The sequence below is a fragment of the Deinococcus radiodurans R1 = ATCC 13939 = DSM 20539 genome, from assembly GCF_000008565.1.
Classification (GTDB): domain Bacteria; phylum Deinococcota; class Deinococci; order Deinococcales; family Deinococcaceae; genus Deinococcus; species Deinococcus radiodurans.
This window is the reverse complement of record NC_001263.1, coordinates 484,489-500,266: the sequence shown is the minus strand read 5'-3', so window position 1 is coordinate 500,266 and position 15,778 is coordinate 484,489. Positions and strand designations below refer to the sequence as shown.

Genomic DNA, 15,778 nt, shown 5'->3' with positions numbered 1-15,778 from the left:
CCCTTCTCCCCCGCCCGCGTTTTGCCGGGGCTCAGCGTTTCAGTCGCCGCAGCAGCCCCGCCATCTCCGGCATCTTCAGCAGCGTGGCGCCGAGCAGGTAGACGAGCAGCCCCGCTCCACCCGCCACCGCGAGCCCAAACAGGCCCGGCAAGAAGAACCCGGGGGCCGGCATCACCCGCGAAATCAGCCAGGCGACGATGCCCGACAGCAGGGCGAGCGGCACCACGCGCGCGAGGTGGTCGCCCACCGCCTGCCAGGGAAAGCCCAGCGCGCGTTGGTACATCAGCATCAGGGCGAAGGCCATCAGGATGCCGCTAAGGGTGGTGCTCAGGCCGAAGCCGAACAGCCCGAACGCTGGCACCAGCAGCCGATACAGCCCCACTTCCAGCACGAAGCCGATGGCGCTGACGGTGACCGCCTCGCGGGTGCGCTCGCGGGCATAGAAGGTCCGCAGCAGGATGGTCACGAGCGCCCAGGGAATCAGCGCCAGCGCCCACCCGGCGAGAATGCCCGACCCGGCCTCGAAGCGGTTGGGGTCGAAGCCGGACTTGAGGTTGTAGACGCTGACCGCGTAGGGCGCGAGCACCAGCAGCAGCGCACTCACCGGCGCGGCGAGGAAGGTGCTGGTGCGAATGGTCTGCGCGGTCAGCGAGCGGAACTCGTTCCAGTTGCCCTCGGCGGCGTGCTGAGAAAAGCGCGGAAACACCGCGAGCGCGGGCGACACCACGAACAGGCCGTTCGCCATCGTAAACAGCGCCTCGGCGTTGGCGTAGCCGGTCTGGGTGCCGGGCTTGAACTGCGAGGCGTCGGTCAGCAGCCGCGTCACGTATAGGTTCAGAAATTGCCGCGCCCCGGCGGTGAGGGTAAAAGGCGCCATCTGCTTCAGCACCCGCCCCAGCGCCGGGTGACCCCCCAGCCGCGGCTCAGGCAGCAGACCAAAGCGCCGCAGCGCCGGGAGCTGCACCAGCAGTTGCGCCACCCCGCCGATCAGCCAGCCGAAGGCGAGCCAGGTCGCGTTGTTGGGCAGCAGCAACAGCGCGATGATGCTGGCGATGTTGAAGGCGACGGGCGCGAAGCTGCTTTCGCGGAAGTGCTCGTCGGCGTTGAGCAGCCCCATCGCCACCGCCGAGAGACTGATAAGCGTGAGAAAAGGCATGACGAGCTGCGTCATGTAGATCGCTATGGCGCGGTCAATGTTGGCGTGGGTCGAAGTCAGCAGCCCCACCACCCACGGCGCGGCGAAGATGCCGAGCGCCATCAGCAGCAGGTTGATGGCGATCAAAAACCCGCTGAAGCTCTGGGCGAGTTTGCGGCGTTCGGCGGCGTCCAGCGTCTTGTAGACCGGAATGAACGAGTTGACGAGGGCGCCCTCGGCAAGCAGCTCGCGCATCAGGTTGGGCACCTTGATCGCCACGTTGAAGGCGTCGGTGAGCGTGGTGTCGAAGAGGTTGATGACCTGCTGGCGCACGATGCCCGACAGCCGCGAGCCGAGCGTCCCAGCCATCACGATCAGGGTATTGGCCTGGAGCGACTTTTTGGGCACCGGGCTGGGCGCGGGGGCGGGCGAAGCTGGTCCCTGGGGCGGCGCATTGGGATCGGGGGCAGCGGGCGGCACAGTCACGCGCCCTACTGTACCCCGCGCTCCCCGACCCGAACGTCCTGAGTCTGGCTTTGCACGCCCCGGCGGCGCGTTTGACAACCCCGGAGGCCACTGCTACACTTCCTCTCGCCTTGACGAAGGGCAAAGACCGTGCACAGCGGGCTCTTAGCTCAACGGTCAGAGCAGTCGGCTCATAACCGATTGGTTGCCGGTTCAAATCCGGCAGGGCCCACCACACTTCTGGTGAGAGACGGGCGGTTAGCTCAGTGGTAGAGCATTCGCTTCACACGCGAAGGGTCGTAGGTTCAAGTCCTATACCGCCCACCAAATCAAAGTTCCCCGCCTCGGCGGGGTTTTTTGTTGTCGGGGCCGTGAGGAAGAATCTCGCGGCCCCGCTCCTTTTTAGCCGTCCATCAGCTTGGGCAGCAGCCGCACCCAGTTCACGTCCTGCCAACTCGCGATAAAGGAGAGGGCCTCGGGCGAAGGCGGCGCGTCGAGTTCGATGGCAAGCAGTGCCTGTCCACCCCGCGCCGCGCGGGTGCAGGTCAGCGCGGCGATGTTGACCCCGGCGGCGGCGATGGAGCTGGCGATGCGGGCGATCATGCCCACCGCGTCGGTGTACCGCAGCAGCAGGGTGGGACTCGCGCCGCTGAAATTCACGCCGAGGCCCTGCACCTGGGTGACCAGAATCACGCCGCCGCCGGTGCTGCTCCCCTGCACGGTGACTTCCTGGGTCTCGCCCTTCAGGACGATGTGGGCGGTGTTCGGGTGCACGTCGCCGAGGTCCACGTCGGCGAACTCGAAATGCAGCCCCGCCGCCTGCGCTTGCTCGAACGCCTGCGGCAGCCGGGGGTCGTCAGGCGAGTACCCGAGCAGCCCGGCAACCAGCGCGAGGTGCGTGCCGTGCCCGCGTCCAGTTTTGGCGAAGGAAGCGTGCAGGCCGATTTTCGCGTCTTTCGGAGCCTCGCCGAGCAAGTGATGAGCCACCAGCCCGAGGCGGCAAGCACCCGCCGTGTGGGAGCTGCTCGGGCCGATCATGACGGGACCGATCATGTCGAGGAGGGACATGGGCGCAGTGTAGTCGGTTAAAAGCAGGGGGAAGCGAGCCTGACGCCCCAACCCCCTACCCTGTGTCTTTCCGGCTTCAGCGTTTGCGTAACCCCAGCATGTCCTCGCGCCGCGCCACCTTGTGCCGGGGGCGGCCCTGTGCCTGACCCTGGGTGAGTTCGTGGGCGTCGAGGGTCTGCCAGTCCTCGAAGGTGAACACGTCGGCGCCCTTCTGGGCGAGCAGGGCGTCCACCTCGGCGCGGGTCGTGTGCGCGGGCGTGAGCAGTTTGCCCTCGCGGGCGTCGCTGAGCAGGTGCGCCACCGTGTCGGTCGCGTCCTTGCGGTTGGTGCCGACGACGCCGCTCGGGCCGCGCTTGATCCAGCCCGCCGTGTACTCTCCGGGGCGGCCCTGCACGCGGCCTTCCTCGTTGGGAATCACGCCGCGCCTGTCGTCGAACGGCACGCCGGGCAGTGCCACGCCCCGGTAGCCCACCGAGCGCAGCACCAGTTGCACGGGCAGCGTCTCGTACTCGCCGGTGCCCACCGCGTTCCCCTGCTCGTCGAGGCGGTTGCGCTCCACCTTCAGGCCCGCCACGCGGCCTTCGCCGTCGTCCAGAATCTCGACTGGCGAGACCAGGAAGCGCAGGTGGACGCGGCGCTCCTTGCCTTCCTGGGTGCGAACGGCGAAGTCGCGCAGAACTTCGATGTTCTTCTTCTTCACGTTGTCGGTGACCTGCGCTTCTTCTTCCTCGCGCAGCTGCACCTCGGCGGGCTTGACCACAGGTTCGGCGCCCGCGAGTTCGCCGAATTCGCGCAGTTCTTTGGTGGTAAAGGCCGCCTGCGCCGGGCCGCGCCGCCCCAGGATGTAGATGTCCTTGACGCTGGAGCGCTCCAGCACCGGCAGAGCGTGCGGGGCAATATCGGACCCGCGCAACTCGTTCACCGTCTTGGCAAGGATGCGGCTCACGTCCAGCGCCACGTTGCCCACGCCGATAACCGCCACGCCCTCGGCGCTGAGCAGCATTTCGCGGGTCGCCGCGTCGGGGTGGCCGTTGTACCAGGCGACGAATTCAGTAGCGCTCATTGAGCCTTGCAGGTCCTCGCCGGGAATGTTCAGGCGGCGGTCACTGCTCGCCCCCACGGTGTACATCACCGCGTCGTAGTGGGCGCGGGCGTCCTCGGCGCTCAGTTCCCTGCCGAATTCCACGTTGCCGAGAAAGCGCACGCGCGGGTCGGAGAGCGTCTTTTCAAAGCCCTTGGTCACGCTCTTGATGGTGAGGTGGTCGGGCGCCACGCCGTAGCGCACCAGGCCGTAAGGGGTGGGCAGACGGTCGTACACGTCCACCTCCACCGGGAACTCGGTCTGCTTGAGCAGGGCTTCGGCGGCGTAGATCCCGCTGGGGCCAGAGCCGATGACGGCAACCCGCAGGGGGCGTTCGGGGGTGTAGGAGGTCATGGGAAAAGTGTAGTGGGTGCCGAGAAAAGGGGCGCGGAACTGGGAGAGGGAGCGAGGGGGTGTGATGGCAAGACCCCTCACCCCTTGCTGCGCAAGGCCCTCTCCCCTTGGTAGAGGGTCTCAAGACAAAAACATCGTCTTCCTGGGGCCACTTGCAGTCCCCTCAGGGCATCAGCCGGTCGAGCCGCCAGCCGTCCCCGTCACGCGCGTAGCGAAAGCGGTCGTGCATGCGGTTGGGGCGGCCCTGCCAGAACTCCCACTCCTGCACCTGCACCCGGTAGCCACCCCAGAAGGCCGGACGGGGAATAGTCGTCCCTTCGGGAAACTGCTCGTGCAGCGCGGCAAACTTGGCTTCCAGGGCGGCGCGGTTCTCGACGGGCGCACTTTGCGGCGTACTCGCGTGGGCGGCGAGCTGGCTTTCGCGGGGGCGCTTGTGGAAGTAATCGTTCGACTCGGCCTCCGGCACCCGGCTGACCGTGCCGAACGCCCGCACCTGCCGCTCCAGCTCGGCCCAGTAAAACAGCACCTCGGCCTGCGGATTGGCGGCGAGGTCGTGGCCCTTGTGCGACTCGTAGTTGGTGTAGAAAGTCAGCCCGCGCTCGTCGGCGCCGCGCAGCAGCACGGTACGGACACTGGGGCGGCCCTGCGCGTCCGCTGTGGCGAGTTGCAGGGCGTAGGGCTCGGTGAGGTCGGCTTGTTGCGCTTCCTCGAACCAGCCCTGAAACTGCCGCAGCGGGTCGGGGTTCAGGTCTTCGCGGCGCAGCTCGGCGCGGGTGTAGGAGAGGCGCAGGGAGGTCAGGTCGGTCATGGGTGGAGGGTAGCCCAGCCTCCGGGCAGACGGGCGAGAAAGGCACGGGCTTCTGCGTCGCTGCGGAGCACGACCAGCCGCAGGCCCGGCACCGTGCGGAGCTGGGCGAGTTGCCAGTCGGCCTGAGCGGGAAACTGCCACAAGCTGCGCAGCAGTTCGCGGGTGGGCCAGCCTTGCCAGCGTTCGCCGTGCGGAAACTGCCCGATCGCGGCCCGCTGATAGATGCGCCACAAACACAACCAGCGCGGCGGCAACAGATAAACCACGGTGTCGGCGCGGTAGGCGACCCGCAGCAAGGTGGTCAGGATGTTGCCGTCGAGAATCCAGTCGTCGGCAGCGATGGCCCGGCCCAGCCGCGCATGCCACACCGTCTGCTCCACCCGGACCCAGCCCGGCTCCCACGAGAGGTCGTCCAGATGGGTGAGCGGCAGGCCCGTTTGCGCCGCCAGTGTCTTGGCCAAGGTGCTTTTGCCCGCGCCGGGACTGCCGACGATCAGGACACGTTTCATGCGCTCCGGTCTGTTCTGAGGGGTTGACACACCGGGCAAAAATGGGTTCCCCGTTGCCCCAGCACGATTTTTTCAATTGGGGTGCCGCAGCGGTCGCAGGGCTGACCGGCCCGCCCATACACATGGTGCGAGTGCTGAAAGCCGCCGCCCTCGCCGTCGTGCTGGCGGTAGTTGCCTACACCGTTGCCGAGCGAGCTGCCGCCCTTGTCTACAGCGGCGGCCATCACCTCACGAATGGCGCGGTACAGGCGCCCGGCTTCGTCCGCGTTCAATCGGGTCTGCGCGGGGTGAAGGCGGGCGTGCCACAGGCTCTCGTCGGCGTAGATGTTGCCCACGCCACTCACCGGCTTTTGCGAGAGCAGCCAGGGCTTGACCGGGCCGCAGCGGGCGGCGAGCGCGACGAATTCGGCCTCGGTAAAGTCGTCAGAGAGCGGCTCCGGGCCCATCGCCGCGAGGGTGGGCATGGACGCGTAGTCGCCGGGCGCCACCGCCACCACCTTACCGAAACGCCGGGGGTCGTTGAAGTACAGTTTTTCGCCGCTGCCGAGTTCGAAGGTGACGCGGGTATGCGGCCCTTCTTCCAGCCGGAAGCCGCCGGTCATGCCGAGGTGCACGATGAGTTCGAGGTCGTGCGGCTCGTCTTCTGCCGCGTCCGCCGCCGCGAGGTGCAGCAGCAGGTATTTGCCCCGGCGCGTCAGCCCGCGCACCTGCCGCCCGTGCGCCCGCTCGGTGTTGCGGTAGCGGTGCGGGGCGTCGTGGACGATGCGCTCGATGGTCTTGCCCCGCAGCAGCGGCTCGATTTTGCGGCGGGTGGTTTCGACTTCCGGCAGTTCGGGCATGGGGCGAGGATAGGCCAAAGCCGGGGCGAACACCGGAGTCTAGGGCATGAAAAAACCGCCCCCACACGGGGAGCGGCTTGCCGGGGCAGCAGAAACTTAGCCCGCCACGTCTACTTCTTCGAGCACGCTGACCTGCGGCGGCTCGGCCAGCCACGCGCCGGCTTTGGCGCGGTAGGCCTGGTAGTGCGCCGAGTCGCGGTGGGCCTGCACGGCGGCCTCGTCGCGGTAGCGCTCGCTGATATGCAGCCGCACGCCGCTCTCCGTCCGCTCGCGGGCGAGGTCGTAGCGCAGGTTGCCCTCTTCCTGGCGCGAGGCGCGGGCCATGGTCCGCAGTTCGGCCTCGACTTCGGTCAGGTGTTCGGGTTTGGGGGTCAGGACCGCGTGGACGCTGACCGGGCTCACGCCTTCGCCCCGCCGAGCATCTCCAGGAGCTGCGCCACGAACGGCTCATCGCTGAAGGGGTTCTGGCCGGTGAGCAGCTCGCGGTCGCGGACCACGTTGGGCTTCATCGCCTCGCCGTTTTCCACCTGCGCGCCGCCCTGCGTGAGTGCGTCGGCGGGGTAGTACAGCATGGGGGCCTCGAAGGTCTTTTCGGTGGCCTCCTCCTCGTCGTTGGCGAACACCGTCACGCGGTAACCCTGGTAGGTGAAGTCCTGCGCGCTGGGCTGCTCGCCCGCTTCCATACCCTTCTGGAAGGCGACGGGGTCGGCCTGCGCCGCGAGCAGCGCGGTGGGCGCGTGACAAATCAGCGCGGTGGGCTTGGCGGCGGCGTGGAACTGCCGCAGAATCTCACCGAGCGCGGGGTCGGCCATCAGGTCGGCCATGGGGGCGTGGCCGCCGGGCAAAAAGAGCGCGGCGTAGGCCTGGGTGCCCTCGGCGGCGACGGCCTCGGTGGTCTGAATGGTCGTGTTGCTCAGCACGTCGCCCACAAAGGCCTTGATTTCGTTGTGTTCTTCCTTGTTCTTGAAGAACATATCGTGGTCGCTGTTGTGGTCCATACCGGGCACACTGCCGCGCGGCGTGGCGATGACGAGTTCGTACCCAGCGTCGGTCAGACGCTTGGCCGGCACGCCGAACTCGTTGAGGAAGTAGCCGGTGTTGTGGTTCTTGCCGTCTTGCAGCGGGATTTGCGCCGCGCTCGACATCACCACGAGGATGCGGTTGGAAGGCGTAGAAGTCGTCATGGGTCACAGCTTAGAGCGAAGCCCTTGCCCGCCGAATGAAAATAAAGCACTGTGAAAATTAAAGTGACCCCGTGCTCGGCGACCTGTCTCGTATGCTGCGCCCATGCCCACGCTGCTGCTGACCGGATTCGAGCCGTTTCACACCCACCCCGACAACCCGAGCGCCCAGGCGGCGCAAGAGCTGCACGGGCTGGAGCTGCCGGGCGGCTGGGGCGTTCACTCGGCGCTGCTGCCGGTGGAACCCCACGCGGCGGGGGCGGCGCTGACACGGCTGCTGAGCGAACAGGACCCCGGCGCGGTGCTGCTCACCGGCCTCGCGGCGGGGCGGCCCCAGGTGACGCTCGAGCGGGTGGGGGTCGGGGTCATGGACTTCCAGATTCCCGACAACGCCGGGCAGACCTACCGGGACCAGCCGATTGAGCCGGACGCCCCCGCCGCCTACCTCGCCACGCTGCCGCTGCGGGCGATTCTGGCGGCGTGGCGCGAGGCCGAGATTCCCGGTGACATTTCCAACTCGGCGGGGCTGTATGTCTGCAACTTCGTGCTCTACCACGCCTTGCACTGGCTGCGTGAACACGGGCGCGGCGCGGTGCCGTGCGGCTTTTTGCACGTCCCGGCGAACGCGGCGGTGGCCCTCGCGGTGCCGGCGGACCGGCCACCTCTCCCCTACCTGCCGCAAAGCGAAATCACGCGGGCGGTGCGGGTGGCGGCGGAGGCAATAACCGCTCAGAGCAGCGTCCTCCAGATGGGAAAGATGTGATTTTCCAGATTCGGGGCTGACGGCTCCCTGATCGCCTTTGCTCCAGCTCAAGCTGGCAGTCAGTCGAGTGCTCAGAACGGCCCAGCCTGCGACCAACGTCACTTTTGCATTCCAGCATTGCCCACAATTGACTCCTGATTTCCGGAAAGTTCCCCTCCTCTCAGATGAGGAAAGGGGCTGCCGGCTTGTCGTCTTCCTCATCTCAGGGAGTGAGCAGGAGACGGACTTTCCACTCGATTCTGAGAAAAAGGGGCAAAGGTACCCTGGCAAAAGTGAGTCAGCAGGCAACTTTTCTCAGAAAGCCCTTATTTGGACTGTTTACCCTCATCTGGTGCAGTTCTTTGCCTGAAGGGCCGCAGGTAGTGATGGCGGGAAGGCCGGAAAAGGAGTTTCGTTTCCGGCCCACGAACCGGGCAAAGCGGTCAGAGCGCCGCCGGAGCAATACAGCGCGGCGCCTGCCGGGAACTTTGAATCAAGAGAACCAAGGCCGTTTGGCCGGGGCCCCGTGCTGAGGCCGGTCCCAGAGGAGAACCGATGTCGAACCCCCTGAAGTTTGTGCTGTCTGCTGCCGCCCTGAGTCTGCTGTCCCTGACCACCGCCACCGCGCAGTTCGCCACGCCGGAAGGCCAAAGCACCTTTACGCCCGCTGTGACCGCCGAAATCCCCGCCGCGACCCCGGTCGTCAGTGACCTGCTCGGCGCCTCGCGCGGTGCGGGCCGCAGCCTGGTCATTAAGGCAACGGCGTACAACAGCCTGTCGAGCCAGACCGACGGCACCCCCCACATCACCGCCACCGGCACCCGCACCCGCCCCGGCGTGGTGGCGCTGTCGCGTGACCTGCTGCGCGTGTTTCCCTACGGCACCCGCGTGACCATTCAGGACCTCTCGGGCCGCTACAACTTCGCCGGACGCGTGTTCATCGTCGAAGACACCATGCACCCCCGCAAGACCAATCAGGTGGACATCTGGATGCCCACCTACCGCGACGCCATCAGCTTCGGCACCAGCACGGTGCGGATTACCGCTCTGCGCTGAGCCTCAGTCCACTGGCCCTGGCCTGCGCCGCTCTGCATGACGGCGGCGGGTCGGGGCTTTTTCGGCTTCTCGCCCTCGGACGCCCGGCTGCGCTAGCCTCGGCCCTGCATGTCTGCTCCGCCTCCCGCCTCCCGACCCGCTGCCTTTTCGTGGCTGCTCGCCCGCGCTCACCTGGGGCGGCGGCGCACCCAGAACCTGCTGACGGTCCTCGGCATCGCGGTGGGCGTGATGGTCCTCATCGCCGCGCTGAGCCTCACCAACGGCTTTTCCGGGGCGCTCGTCGACGCCACCTTGCGGGCGAGTCCGCACCTCAGCCTCAACTCGTACACCGCTCGGCCCCCCAGCCCTGACCTCGAACGGCTCATTCGGTCCGACAGGCGGGTGGAGGCCTTTACCCCCTTTCTGGCCGATAAGGGACTGCTCACCCGCCCCGCCGAGCAGGGCCGCGACGCCGGGGTGGATTTCGCCACGCTGTTCGGGGTGACGCCCGCCGCCGCGCAGGTGCTGCAACTGCCGCCCGCCGAGAGCCGCACGCTGGCGGCGCTGGGACCGGGGCAGGTGCTGCTCGGCGCAGCGCTCGCCCGCTCGGTAGGCGCCTTTACCGGCGACACGGTGCGGCTGCTCAACTCGCAGCAGCGGCGCACTGAACTGAAGGTGGCGGGGGTGTTTACCACCGGCAATTACCTGATCGACTCGGCCTACGCCTTTACCAGTCTGGGTACACTGCAAGGTCTTCAGCAGACCGGCAACGTGACTGGCTACCAGCTGCGGCTGCACGACCCCGAGCAGGCCCGCGAGGTGGGGATGGCGCTGACCGGGAGCCAGCCCTACGCGGCGCTGCCCTGGCAGGACATCTACGGCACGCTGCTCGACCAGCTCGCACTGCAAAAGCGGGTCATCGCCTTCGTGGTGTTCCTGATCGTGATCGTGGCGGCCTTCGGCATCGCCAACGTGCTCACGCTCGCCGTGTTCGAGAAGACGCAGGAAATCGCCATTCTGCGGGCCATCGGGGCGACGCAGGGCGTCATCGTGCGGACCTTCGTGACCGAGGGCATGGTGCTGGGCCTGACCGGGCTCGCCCTCGGCAACCTGCTGGGACTGGGCATTGCCGCGTACTTCACGGTGCGGCCCTTTCAGTTGCCGGGCGACCTGTACTTCATCACCGCGCTGCCGGTGCAGGTGCGCTGGCAGGATTTGCTGTGGGTCAATGCCGTGGGGCTGGTGACCACGCTGCTCGCCGCGCTGATTCCGGCCCGGCGGGCGGCGGGCATCGAGCCGGCGCGGGTGCTGCGCTGAGTGGGTGCGGTGCTGAGTGGAGATGGCGCTGCGTCACCTTCTTATCCGCTCCCCAGGTGGCTGGGCTACAGTTCGGCCTATGAACAAACTGTTGCCGCTGCTCGCCTGCGCCGCGCTGCTCCCGTCGTGCGCGCCCACCTTCAACGCCCTGAGCCGCGCCGACCGGACGCCCGTTCCGGCTCCCTCGGCGCCGCTCGCCGCCGGGCAGACCTGGGACGTGGAGGGCGGCAGCCTCGCCGTCGGCTCGCGGATGACGTTCCGGCTGACCGAGATTTTCGAGACGGCGCCCGGCGTCTACAGCAACCTCGACGCCGCCGGACTGCTCGCCGCGCAGCGGGGCCGGGCGCCCGAGGGCACGACCCTGTTTCCCGCCGTGTCGCTCAACCGCCTGGGCCAGCGCCTCGACTTCTACTGGTCGGAAAATGGCACCGACTACGACTGCCGCCTGGAAAATGCCACGCCCAACGCCACCCGCCTGACGGGCCGCCTGCTGCTCTCGGGCAGCGAGTTCGGCGGCTGCACCGCGCAGTTGCGCTGAGGGCGCCGAGCGAAAAAGGAGAGGGTGGAGAACGGAGAGACGGACCCTCGACTCTCCACCCTCTTCCCTGTTCGCGGTCAGCGGGCGGCTTTTTCCACCCGCGCCAGCACGCGCTCGCGGCCCAGCGCTTCAAGCATCTCCGGCAGGTCGGGGCTTTCCATCGTGCCCGCGACGGCGGCGCGGATGGGGGGCATCACTTTACCCATCTTCAGGCCCTTTTCCTCGGCGTAGGCGTGGAACATCTCCTTGATGCTCGCGGCATCGAAGGTCGGCAGGTTCTTGAGGCGGGCGGCCAGCTCAGGCAGCAACTCTTTGCCCGCGTCGATGGCTTTCTGCGCCTTCTCGTTCACCGGGTAATCCTCGGACCAGAAGTAGAGCGTCTTGTCCATGAAGTCGGCGAAGACTTCCAGGCGGGGAATCATCAGGTGGGTGACGGCGCGGAAGTAAGGGTCCTGCGGGCCGTCTACGCTGGGCAGCGTGACTTTGTTCTGCATCAGGAAGGCGTGCAGTCGCCGCGCCACGTCGTCCTCGCTCAGTACTTCGCGCAGGTACTTGCCGTTGTACCAGCGCAGCTTGGCGAGGTCGAAGACCGGGCCGCCGAGCGTCACGTCCTCGAGACGAAAGACCCGCTCGAACTCGGCGAGGTCGAAGATTTCCTGGCCGTCCGGGTGCGTCCAGCCCATCGTCGCCAGAAAGTTGAGCATCGCTTCGGGGAGGAAACCCTGGTTCTGGTACCACTCCACGCTGGTGGGATTCTTGCGCTTGGAAATCTTGGATTTGTCGGCGTTGCGCAGCAGCGGCATGTGCGCGAACACGGGCTCCGGCCAGCCGAAGGCGCGGTAAAGCAGTACGTGAATAGGCGTGGAGGTAATCCACTCCTCGGCGCGGACCACGTGGGTGACTTGCATTAAGCGGTCGTCCACCACGTTGGCGAGGTGGTAGGTGGGAAAGCCGTCGGCCTTGAGCAGCACCTTGTCGTCAATTTCCTTGTTGGCAAAGTGGATGGGGTCGCGCAGCAGGTCGTTGACCACCGTTTCGCCGTCGCGGTCCACCTTCAGGCGAATGACCGCCGGCTCGCCCGCGTCCACCCGCGCCTGCGCCTGCGCCGCGCCCAAGTCACGGCTGGGAATGGCGATGACGTGCCCGGCCTTCTGCGCTTCCTCACGCAGGGCGGCGAGTTCATCGGACGTTTCGAAGGCGTAGTAGGCGTGCCCGCTCTGCACGAGCTGACGGGCGTAGTCGCCGTAGAGGTCGAAGCGCTCGGACTGGCGGTAAGGCCCGTTGGGACCGCCTTGCAGCGGGCTTTCGTCGGGGGTGAGGTTCAGCCACTGCATCATCTGGAAAATGCGTTTTTCGCTGTCGGGGACGTAGCGGTTGCGGTCGGTGTCCTCCACCCGCAGGATGAAGCGGCCTCCGCTCTGGCGGGCGAGGGTGTGGTTGAACAGCCCGATGTACGCCGTGCCGACGTGCGGGTCGCCGGTGGGGCTGGGGGCAATGCGGGTCACGCGCGGGGAGCTGGGAGCAGACATGAGAGACAGCATAAGCCCGCTGAGCGGAGTCAGCGGGCTTGCTCTGGGGTGGTTAGAGAAGAGCGTTCCACTCTGCCGCTGCTCCAGCCCTCGCCCCACCGTTAAGCCGCGCCGGTCAGTCTTCACTTACCCTGAGGCCATGAAACGGCTGCTCCTGGCACTGTGTCTCTCCGGGTTTGCCTCGGCGCAGACCACTTTTCCACTGCCGGGTCAGGCGGCGAAGTATCCGCTGACCACCCGCATCACCCCAGCCGAAGCGCAGGCTTTTGCCAGGGTGCTGGATGTCGGGCTGGGCAAGGTAGAGGTGCAGCGACTTCCAGGGTGGCGGACCAAGCTCGCCGCGCGGGCCAAAGCGGGCGACCCCCTGGCGCAGTTCATGTATGCCCGGACCTACGACCTCTTTACGACTGGTCAGGGGACCCCACAAGACGCCCGGGTAGCCATGCAGTGGTACACGAAGGCCGCCGACCAGAAATTTGCCAGCGCAGAGCTGTTTCTGTTCAACGTGTACGAATACAGTTTGCTCGGTCAGCCAAAGAACCCCAGGCTGGCCGCCCGTTATCTTCAGCGGGCCTACCAGCATTCCGGCGGCAGCGTCAGAGCGGAAGCGGCATTGGAACTGGCGCGGCAGACCAACCCGGAACGCGAAGACTTCCGTCTGCCCGGTTTCCAGCCCAGCGCCAAGCAGACCCGCGCCTACCTGGAAGAAATCCTGAAGCTCGAGCCCAAAGACACCACGGCGCTGGACTGGCTGATGGGTATTTATCTCGACTCACACGATTATTCCAGGGCGCTGGAGATGGCCCGGCGTACGGACAATTCGGCCATGTGGGTCCAGATGGCCCTGGTCCTGGCCGATGATCACCCCGGTTTTCCTGCCCAGCCGAAGCTGGCCGCTACCTTCCTCAAACGGCGGCTCGCGGCGGTCAAGAACGACAAGGGCGAGGCCGAAAGCACGCTTTATCTCCTGATGCAGCTGGAGTGCGAAAAAAAGATCAGTCGAGCCGATTATCAGAACGTCTTCGACCCAGCCGTGTATCAGCGTTACCTGACCTGGCGAGTCGGCTGCCGGGTCTGAGCCGCTCTTTGCCGACTGCGCCGGAATGGAGCGCAGTCCAGCGCCTCCGGGACAGCCCTTTGCCTTGTCCCGGTCTCCCCACTACCATCCCCCCATGTCCCGTCCTACTGGCCCCCAGTTCTGGCCTCCCTTCAAGCCCTGCCCCTGCGGCAGTGGGCGCAGCTACGCCGCCTGCTGTCAGCCGTTTCATACCGGCGAGCGGGACGCGCCGACCCCCGAAGCCCTGATGCGCTCGCGCTACGCGGCCTACGCGCTGGCCGACGCCGACTACGTGCGCCGAACGTGGCACCCGGACACCGTGCCCGCCGAACTCGACCTCAACGACGGCGTGAAGTACACCGGCCTGCGGATTCACCGCGCGGAGGGCGACGAGGTGGAGTTCACGGCGAGCATGAAAGGCCCGGACGGGCAGCCCCACAACATGCGCGAACGCAGCCGCTTCGTGCAGCTTGATGGGCGCTGGGTGTACCTGGACGCCGCCGAGTAGACGGAACTTTTTTCCCGGCCCACGCGTACTGGAGGCATGACCCAGCGCCCCGACAACACGACGCCAGACAACGCGAACCCCAAGCGCCAGCGAGTGCCGGGTGTTCGTCCCAGCGGCCCCGGCCTGACCACCAACCGCGCCCTGCTGCTCGGGGGGCTCGCACTCGCCGCCGTGCTGCTGTTTCAGAGCGTGCGGGTGGTGCCGGCGGGATTCGTGGGCGTCGGCTTCAACAAACTCAGCGGCCAGCTCAGCACCCTGCAAGAAGGCGTGCATTTCGTGGTGCCGGGAATACAGCAGCTCAACCTCTACGACGCCCGCTTGCAGGAAGTGACGCTCTCGAACACCGCGCGCGACGGCGACGAGGGTGCCATCAATGCCCGCTCCAAGGAAGGGCTGGGCATCACGGCGGAGGTGACGGTGCAGTACCGCATCGACCGCAACCAGGCGGCGGCGCTGCACAAGCAGCTCGGGCACGACTACCAGCGCACGGTCATCCGGCCCCAGGTCAGAAGCAAGGTGCGCGACGCCATCGGGCAATTCGGGGCCGCCGAGCTGATTTCCACCGAGCGCAAACAGGTGGAAGAAAGCGTCACCAAGGCCCTGCGCGAAGAATTCAGCCGCAACAACCTCATGCTGGACTCGGTGCTGCTGCGCGAACTCAAGATTCCCGATTCGGTCGCCAAGGCCATCGAGGAAAAGCAGACCGCCGAGCAGCAGGTCGCCGTGCAAAAAAACCGGCTGCAACAGGCCCAGATTTCGGCGCAGCAGGCGGTCGTGGACGCCGAGGGCAAGGCGAAGGCGGCAGTCGCCACCGCACGCGGCGAGGCCGAGGCGCTCTCGCTGCGCGGCAAGGCCCTGCGCGAGAACCCGCAACTGATTCAGCTCACGGTGGCCGAAAAGCTCTCGCCCGGCATCCAGACCGTGATGCTGCCCGCCGACGGCAACTTCCTGCTCAACCTGCAAGACCTCGGGCGCGCCGCGAACGCCAATGGTCAGAACGGCAACGGCGCGGGGCAGCCCTGAACGCTAGGATAGAGCTATGGGCGCAGTGCTGATTCTGTTGGTGGTCTTCGGTGTCATCGGGTTTGTCACTTACCGGGACCAGCAACGGCAGCGCCAGCAGCCCCCGCTCCCCGGCCCGGCGGCTTCCCCGATGCTGCCCGACCCGGTAGCCCCTGCTGAACCCGTGAGCGAATCTCTACTGCTCGCCCTTCCCGAGCCGGCTCGCCGCCACGCCTGGGAGCTGCTGTGTCTCGTCCACGACGGCCTAAGCGAGGGCAGCAGCGCCGACACCCGCACCCGCTTTTTGCTCGCCCAGACGCGCCAGAGTTATCTGCCCGACACCCTGCGGGCCTACCTGCACCTGACCGACGGCGCCCGGCGCCAGCTCACCGCGCAGGGTCAGAGCCCCGAGCAACTGCTCGACGAGCAACTCGCCCTGATGACCGACGGCGTCCACGAAGCCCTGCGCCGCGACCACGCCGCCGCAGACCGCCTGCTCACCCAGGGCCGCTTCCTGCGCGAACGATTCGGGGCGGGAGCGGAAGAATTGCGAGTAAGAAAATAAATATGCTTTTGACCCTCTACCCTGGTGGGAGAGGGCCTTGCGAAG

General features: G+C 66.9%; 17 protein-coding genes and 2 tRNA genes. 10 read left to right on the top strand and 9 right to left on the bottom strand.

Annotated elements, in window-relative coordinates; all coding sequences use genetic code 11:
- Window positions 1-31 precede the first annotated feature (31 nt).
- Window positions 32-1,621 (bottom strand): murein biosynthesis integral membrane protein MurJ, encoded by a 1,590-nt coding sequence (murJ, locus tag DR_RS02570; protein WP_162177570.1) that lies wholly within the window; start codon window positions 1,619-1,621, stop codon window positions 32-34.
- Between the two features lie 138 nt (window positions 1,622-1,759).
- On the opposite strand from murJ, the gene DR_RS02565 reads away from it, so the two are divergent.
- A tRNA-Ile gene (locus DR_RS02565) sits at window positions 1,760-1,835 on the top strand.
- 17 nt (window positions 1,836-1,852) lie between these two features.
- A tRNA-Val gene (locus DR_RS02560) sits at window positions 1,853-1,927 on the top strand.
- Between the two features lie 75 nt (window positions 1,928-2,002).
- Here DR_RS02560 and sdaAB read toward each other — a convergent pair.
- The 7 genes from sdaAB to DR_RS02525 all read right to left on the bottom strand — a co-directional run bounded on the left by sdaAB (window position 2,003) and on the right by DR_RS02525 (window position 7,443).
- Window positions 2,003-2,668 carry an L-serine ammonia-lyase, iron-sulfur-dependent subunit beta gene (sdaAB, locus tag DR_RS02555; RefSeq protein ID WP_027479548.1) on the bottom strand — a complete coding sequence of 222 codons (666 nt, stop codon included), beginning with the start codon at window positions 2,666-2,668 and terminating at the stop codon, window positions 2,003-2,005.
- A gap of 76 nt (window positions 2,669-2,744) precedes the next feature.
- Window positions 2,745-4,103: an FAD-dependent oxidoreductase gene (locus DR_RS02550; protein WP_027479549.1), complete on the bottom strand. Its 1,359-nt coding sequence runs from the start codon at window positions 4,101-4,103 to the stop codon at window positions 2,745-2,747.
- Window positions 4,104-4,266: 163 nt separating this feature from the next.
- On the bottom strand, window positions 4,267-4,911 hold the full coding sequence (gene pdxH / locus DR_RS02545; RefSeq protein WP_010887140.1) for a pyridoxamine 5'-phosphate oxidase: 645 nt from the start codon (window positions 4,909-4,911) through the stop codon (window positions 4,267-4,269).
- Complete coding sequence (locus DR_RS02540; protein WP_010887139.1) at window positions 4,908-5,420, bottom strand: AAA family ATPase; 513 nt, start codon at window positions 5,418-5,420, stop codon at window positions 4,908-4,910. Before DR_RS02540 ends, pdxH begins: the two co-directional genes overlap by 4 nt.
- Window positions 5,417-6,259 (bottom strand): DNA-formamidopyrimidine glycosylase, encoded by an 843-nt coding sequence (locus tag DR_RS02535; protein ID WP_027479550.1) that lies wholly within the window; start codon window positions 6,257-6,259, stop codon window positions 5,417-5,419. The genes DR_RS02540 and DR_RS02535 overlap by 4 nt, the downstream gene beginning before the upstream one ends.
- Window positions 6,260-6,355: 96 nt before the next feature.
- Window positions 6,356-6,661: a putative quinol monooxygenase gene (locus DR_RS02530; protein WP_010887137.1), complete on the bottom strand. Its 306-nt coding sequence runs from the start codon at window positions 6,659-6,661 to the stop codon at window positions 6,356-6,358.
- A complete protein-coding gene (locus tag DR_RS02525) occupies window positions 6,658-7,443 on the bottom strand; it encodes a type 1 glutamine amidotransferase domain-containing protein (protein ID WP_010887136.1) in 786 nt (261 codons plus the stop codon). The genes DR_RS02530 and DR_RS02525 overlap by 4 nt, the downstream gene beginning before the upstream one ends.
- A 103-nt stretch (window positions 7,444-7,546) precedes the next feature.
- Between DR_RS02525 and DR_RS02520 the strand changes: the two genes are divergently transcribed.
- The 4 genes from DR_RS02520 (at window position 7,547) to DR_RS02505 (ending at window position 11,072) form a co-directional block, all read left to right on the top strand.
- Window positions 7,547-8,203: a pyroglutamyl-peptidase I gene (locus DR_RS02520; protein WP_010887135.1), complete on the top strand. Its 657-nt coding sequence runs from the start codon at window positions 7,547-7,549 to the stop codon at window positions 8,201-8,203.
- A 534-nt stretch (window positions 8,204-8,737) separates the two neighbouring features.
- The gene (locus DR_RS02515) at window positions 8,738-9,238 is read left to right on the top strand and encodes a 3D domain-containing protein (protein WP_010887133.1); all 501 of its coding nucleotides are present in this window, start codon (window positions 8,738-8,740) and stop codon (window positions 9,236-9,238) included.
- 108 nt (window positions 9,239-9,346) lie between these two features.
- The gene (locus tag DR_RS02510; RefSeq protein WP_010887132.1) at window positions 9,347-10,534 is read left to right on the top strand and encodes an ABC transporter permease; all 1,188 of its coding nucleotides are present in this window, start codon (window positions 9,347-9,349) and stop codon (window positions 10,532-10,534) included.
- 79 nt (window positions 10,535-10,613) lie between these two features.
- Window positions 10,614-11,072 carry a hypothetical protein gene (locus tag DR_RS02505; protein WP_162177571.1) on the top strand — a complete coding sequence of 153 codons (459 nt, stop codon included), beginning with the start codon at window positions 10,614-10,616 and terminating at the stop codon, window positions 11,070-11,072.
- A gap of 77 nt (window positions 11,073-11,149) precedes the next feature.
- On the opposite strand, the gene gltX is transcribed toward DR_RS02505, so the two are convergent.
- A complete protein-coding gene (gene gltX / locus DR_RS02500) occupies window positions 11,150-12,601 on the bottom strand; it encodes a glutamate--tRNA ligase (RefSeq protein WP_027479551.1) in 1,452 nt (483 codons plus the stop codon).
- Window positions 12,602-12,740: 139 nt separating this feature from the next.
- Here gltX and DR_RS02495 point away from each other — a divergent pair, with 139 nt between their 5' ends.
- The 4 genes from DR_RS02495 (at window position 12,741) to DR_RS02480 (ending at window position 15,733) form a co-directional block, all read left to right on the top strand.
- Window positions 12,741-13,679: an SEL1-like repeat protein gene (locus DR_RS02495; protein ID WP_010887129.1), complete on the top strand. Its 939-nt coding sequence runs from the start codon at window positions 12,741-12,743 to the stop codon at window positions 13,677-13,679.
- Window positions 13,680-13,773: 94 nt separating this feature from the next.
- Entirely contained in the window at window positions 13,774-14,166 is a 393-nt protein-coding gene (locus tag DR_RS02490) for a YchJ family protein (protein ID WP_027479552.1), read from the top strand.
- Window positions 14,167-14,202: 36 nt separating this feature from the next.
- Complete coding sequence (locus DR_RS02485) at window positions 14,203-15,189, top strand: prohibitin family protein (RefSeq protein ID WP_010887127.1); 987 nt, start codon at window positions 14,203-14,205, stop codon at window positions 15,187-15,189.
- Between the two features lie 16 nt (window positions 15,190-15,205).
- Window positions 15,206-15,733 carry a hypothetical protein gene (locus DR_RS02480; protein WP_010887126.1) on the top strand — a complete coding sequence of 176 codons (528 nt, stop codon included), beginning with the start codon at window positions 15,206-15,208 and terminating at the stop codon, window positions 15,731-15,733.
- The last annotated feature ends 45 nt before the right edge of the window (window positions 15,734-15,778 follow it).

What these genes read in the sequence shown, in the direction of transcription:
- DR_RS02550 (WP_027479549.1), bottom strand. Translation starts at nt 4,103, where the DNA reads ATGACCTCCTACACCCCCGAACGCCCCCTGCGGGTTGCCGTCATCGGC.
- DR_RS02515 (WP_010887133.1), top strand. Translation starts at nt 8,738, where the DNA reads ATGTCGAACCCCCTGAAGTTTGTGCTGTCTGCTGCCGCCCTGAGTCTG.
- DR_RS02495 (WP_010887129.1), top strand. Translation starts at nt 12,741, where the DNA reads ATGAAACGGCTGCTCCTGGCACTGTGTCTCTCCGGGTTTGCCTCGGCG.
- DR_RS02510 (WP_010887132.1), top strand. Translation starts at nt 9,347, where the DNA reads ATGTCTGCTCCGCCTCCCGCCTCCCGACCCGCTGCCTTTTCGTGGCTG.
- DR_RS02485 (WP_010887127.1), top strand. Translation starts at nt 14,203, where the DNA reads ATGACCCAGCGCCCCGACAACACGACGCCAGACAACGCGAACCCCAAG.
- DR_RS02480 (WP_010887126.1), top strand. Translation starts at nt 15,206, where the DNA reads ATGGGCGCAGTGCTGATTCTGTTGGTGGTCTTCGGTGTCATCGGGTTT.
- pdxH (WP_010887140.1), bottom strand. Translation starts at nt 4,911, where the DNA reads ATGACCGACCTGACCTCCCTGCGCCTCTCCTACACCCGCGCCGAGCTG.
- DR_RS02505 (WP_162177571.1), top strand. Translation starts at nt 10,614, where the DNA reads ATGAACAAACTGTTGCCGCTGCTCGCCTGCGCCGCGCTGCTCCCGTCG.
- DR_RS02525 (WP_010887136.1), bottom strand. Translation starts at nt 7,443, where the DNA reads ATGACGACTTCTACGCCTTCCAACCGCATCCTCGTGGTGATGTCGAGC.
- DR_RS02490 (WP_027479552.1), top strand. Translation starts at nt 13,774, where the DNA reads ATGTCCCGTCCTACTGGCCCCCAGTTCTGGCCTCCCTTCAAGCCCTGC.
- DR_RS02535 (WP_027479550.1), bottom strand. Translation starts at nt 6,259, where the DNA reads ATGCCCGAACTGCCGGAAGTCGAAACCACCCGCCGCAAAATCGAGCCG.
- DR_RS02520 (WP_010887135.1), top strand. Translation starts at nt 7,547, where the DNA reads ATGCCCACGCTGCTGCTGACCGGATTCGAGCCGTTTCACACCCACCCC.
- gltX (WP_027479551.1), bottom strand. Translation starts at nt 12,601, where the DNA reads ATGTCTGCTCCCAGCTCCCCGCGCGTGACCCGCATTGCCCCCAGCCCC.
- DR_RS02540 (WP_010887139.1), bottom strand. Translation starts at nt 5,420, where the DNA reads ATGAAACGTGTCCTGATCGTCGGCAGTCCCGGCGCGGGCAAAAGCACC.
- sdaAB (WP_027479548.1), bottom strand. Translation starts at nt 2,668, where the DNA reads ATGTCCCTCCTCGACATGATCGGTCCCGTCATGATCGGCCCGAGCAGC.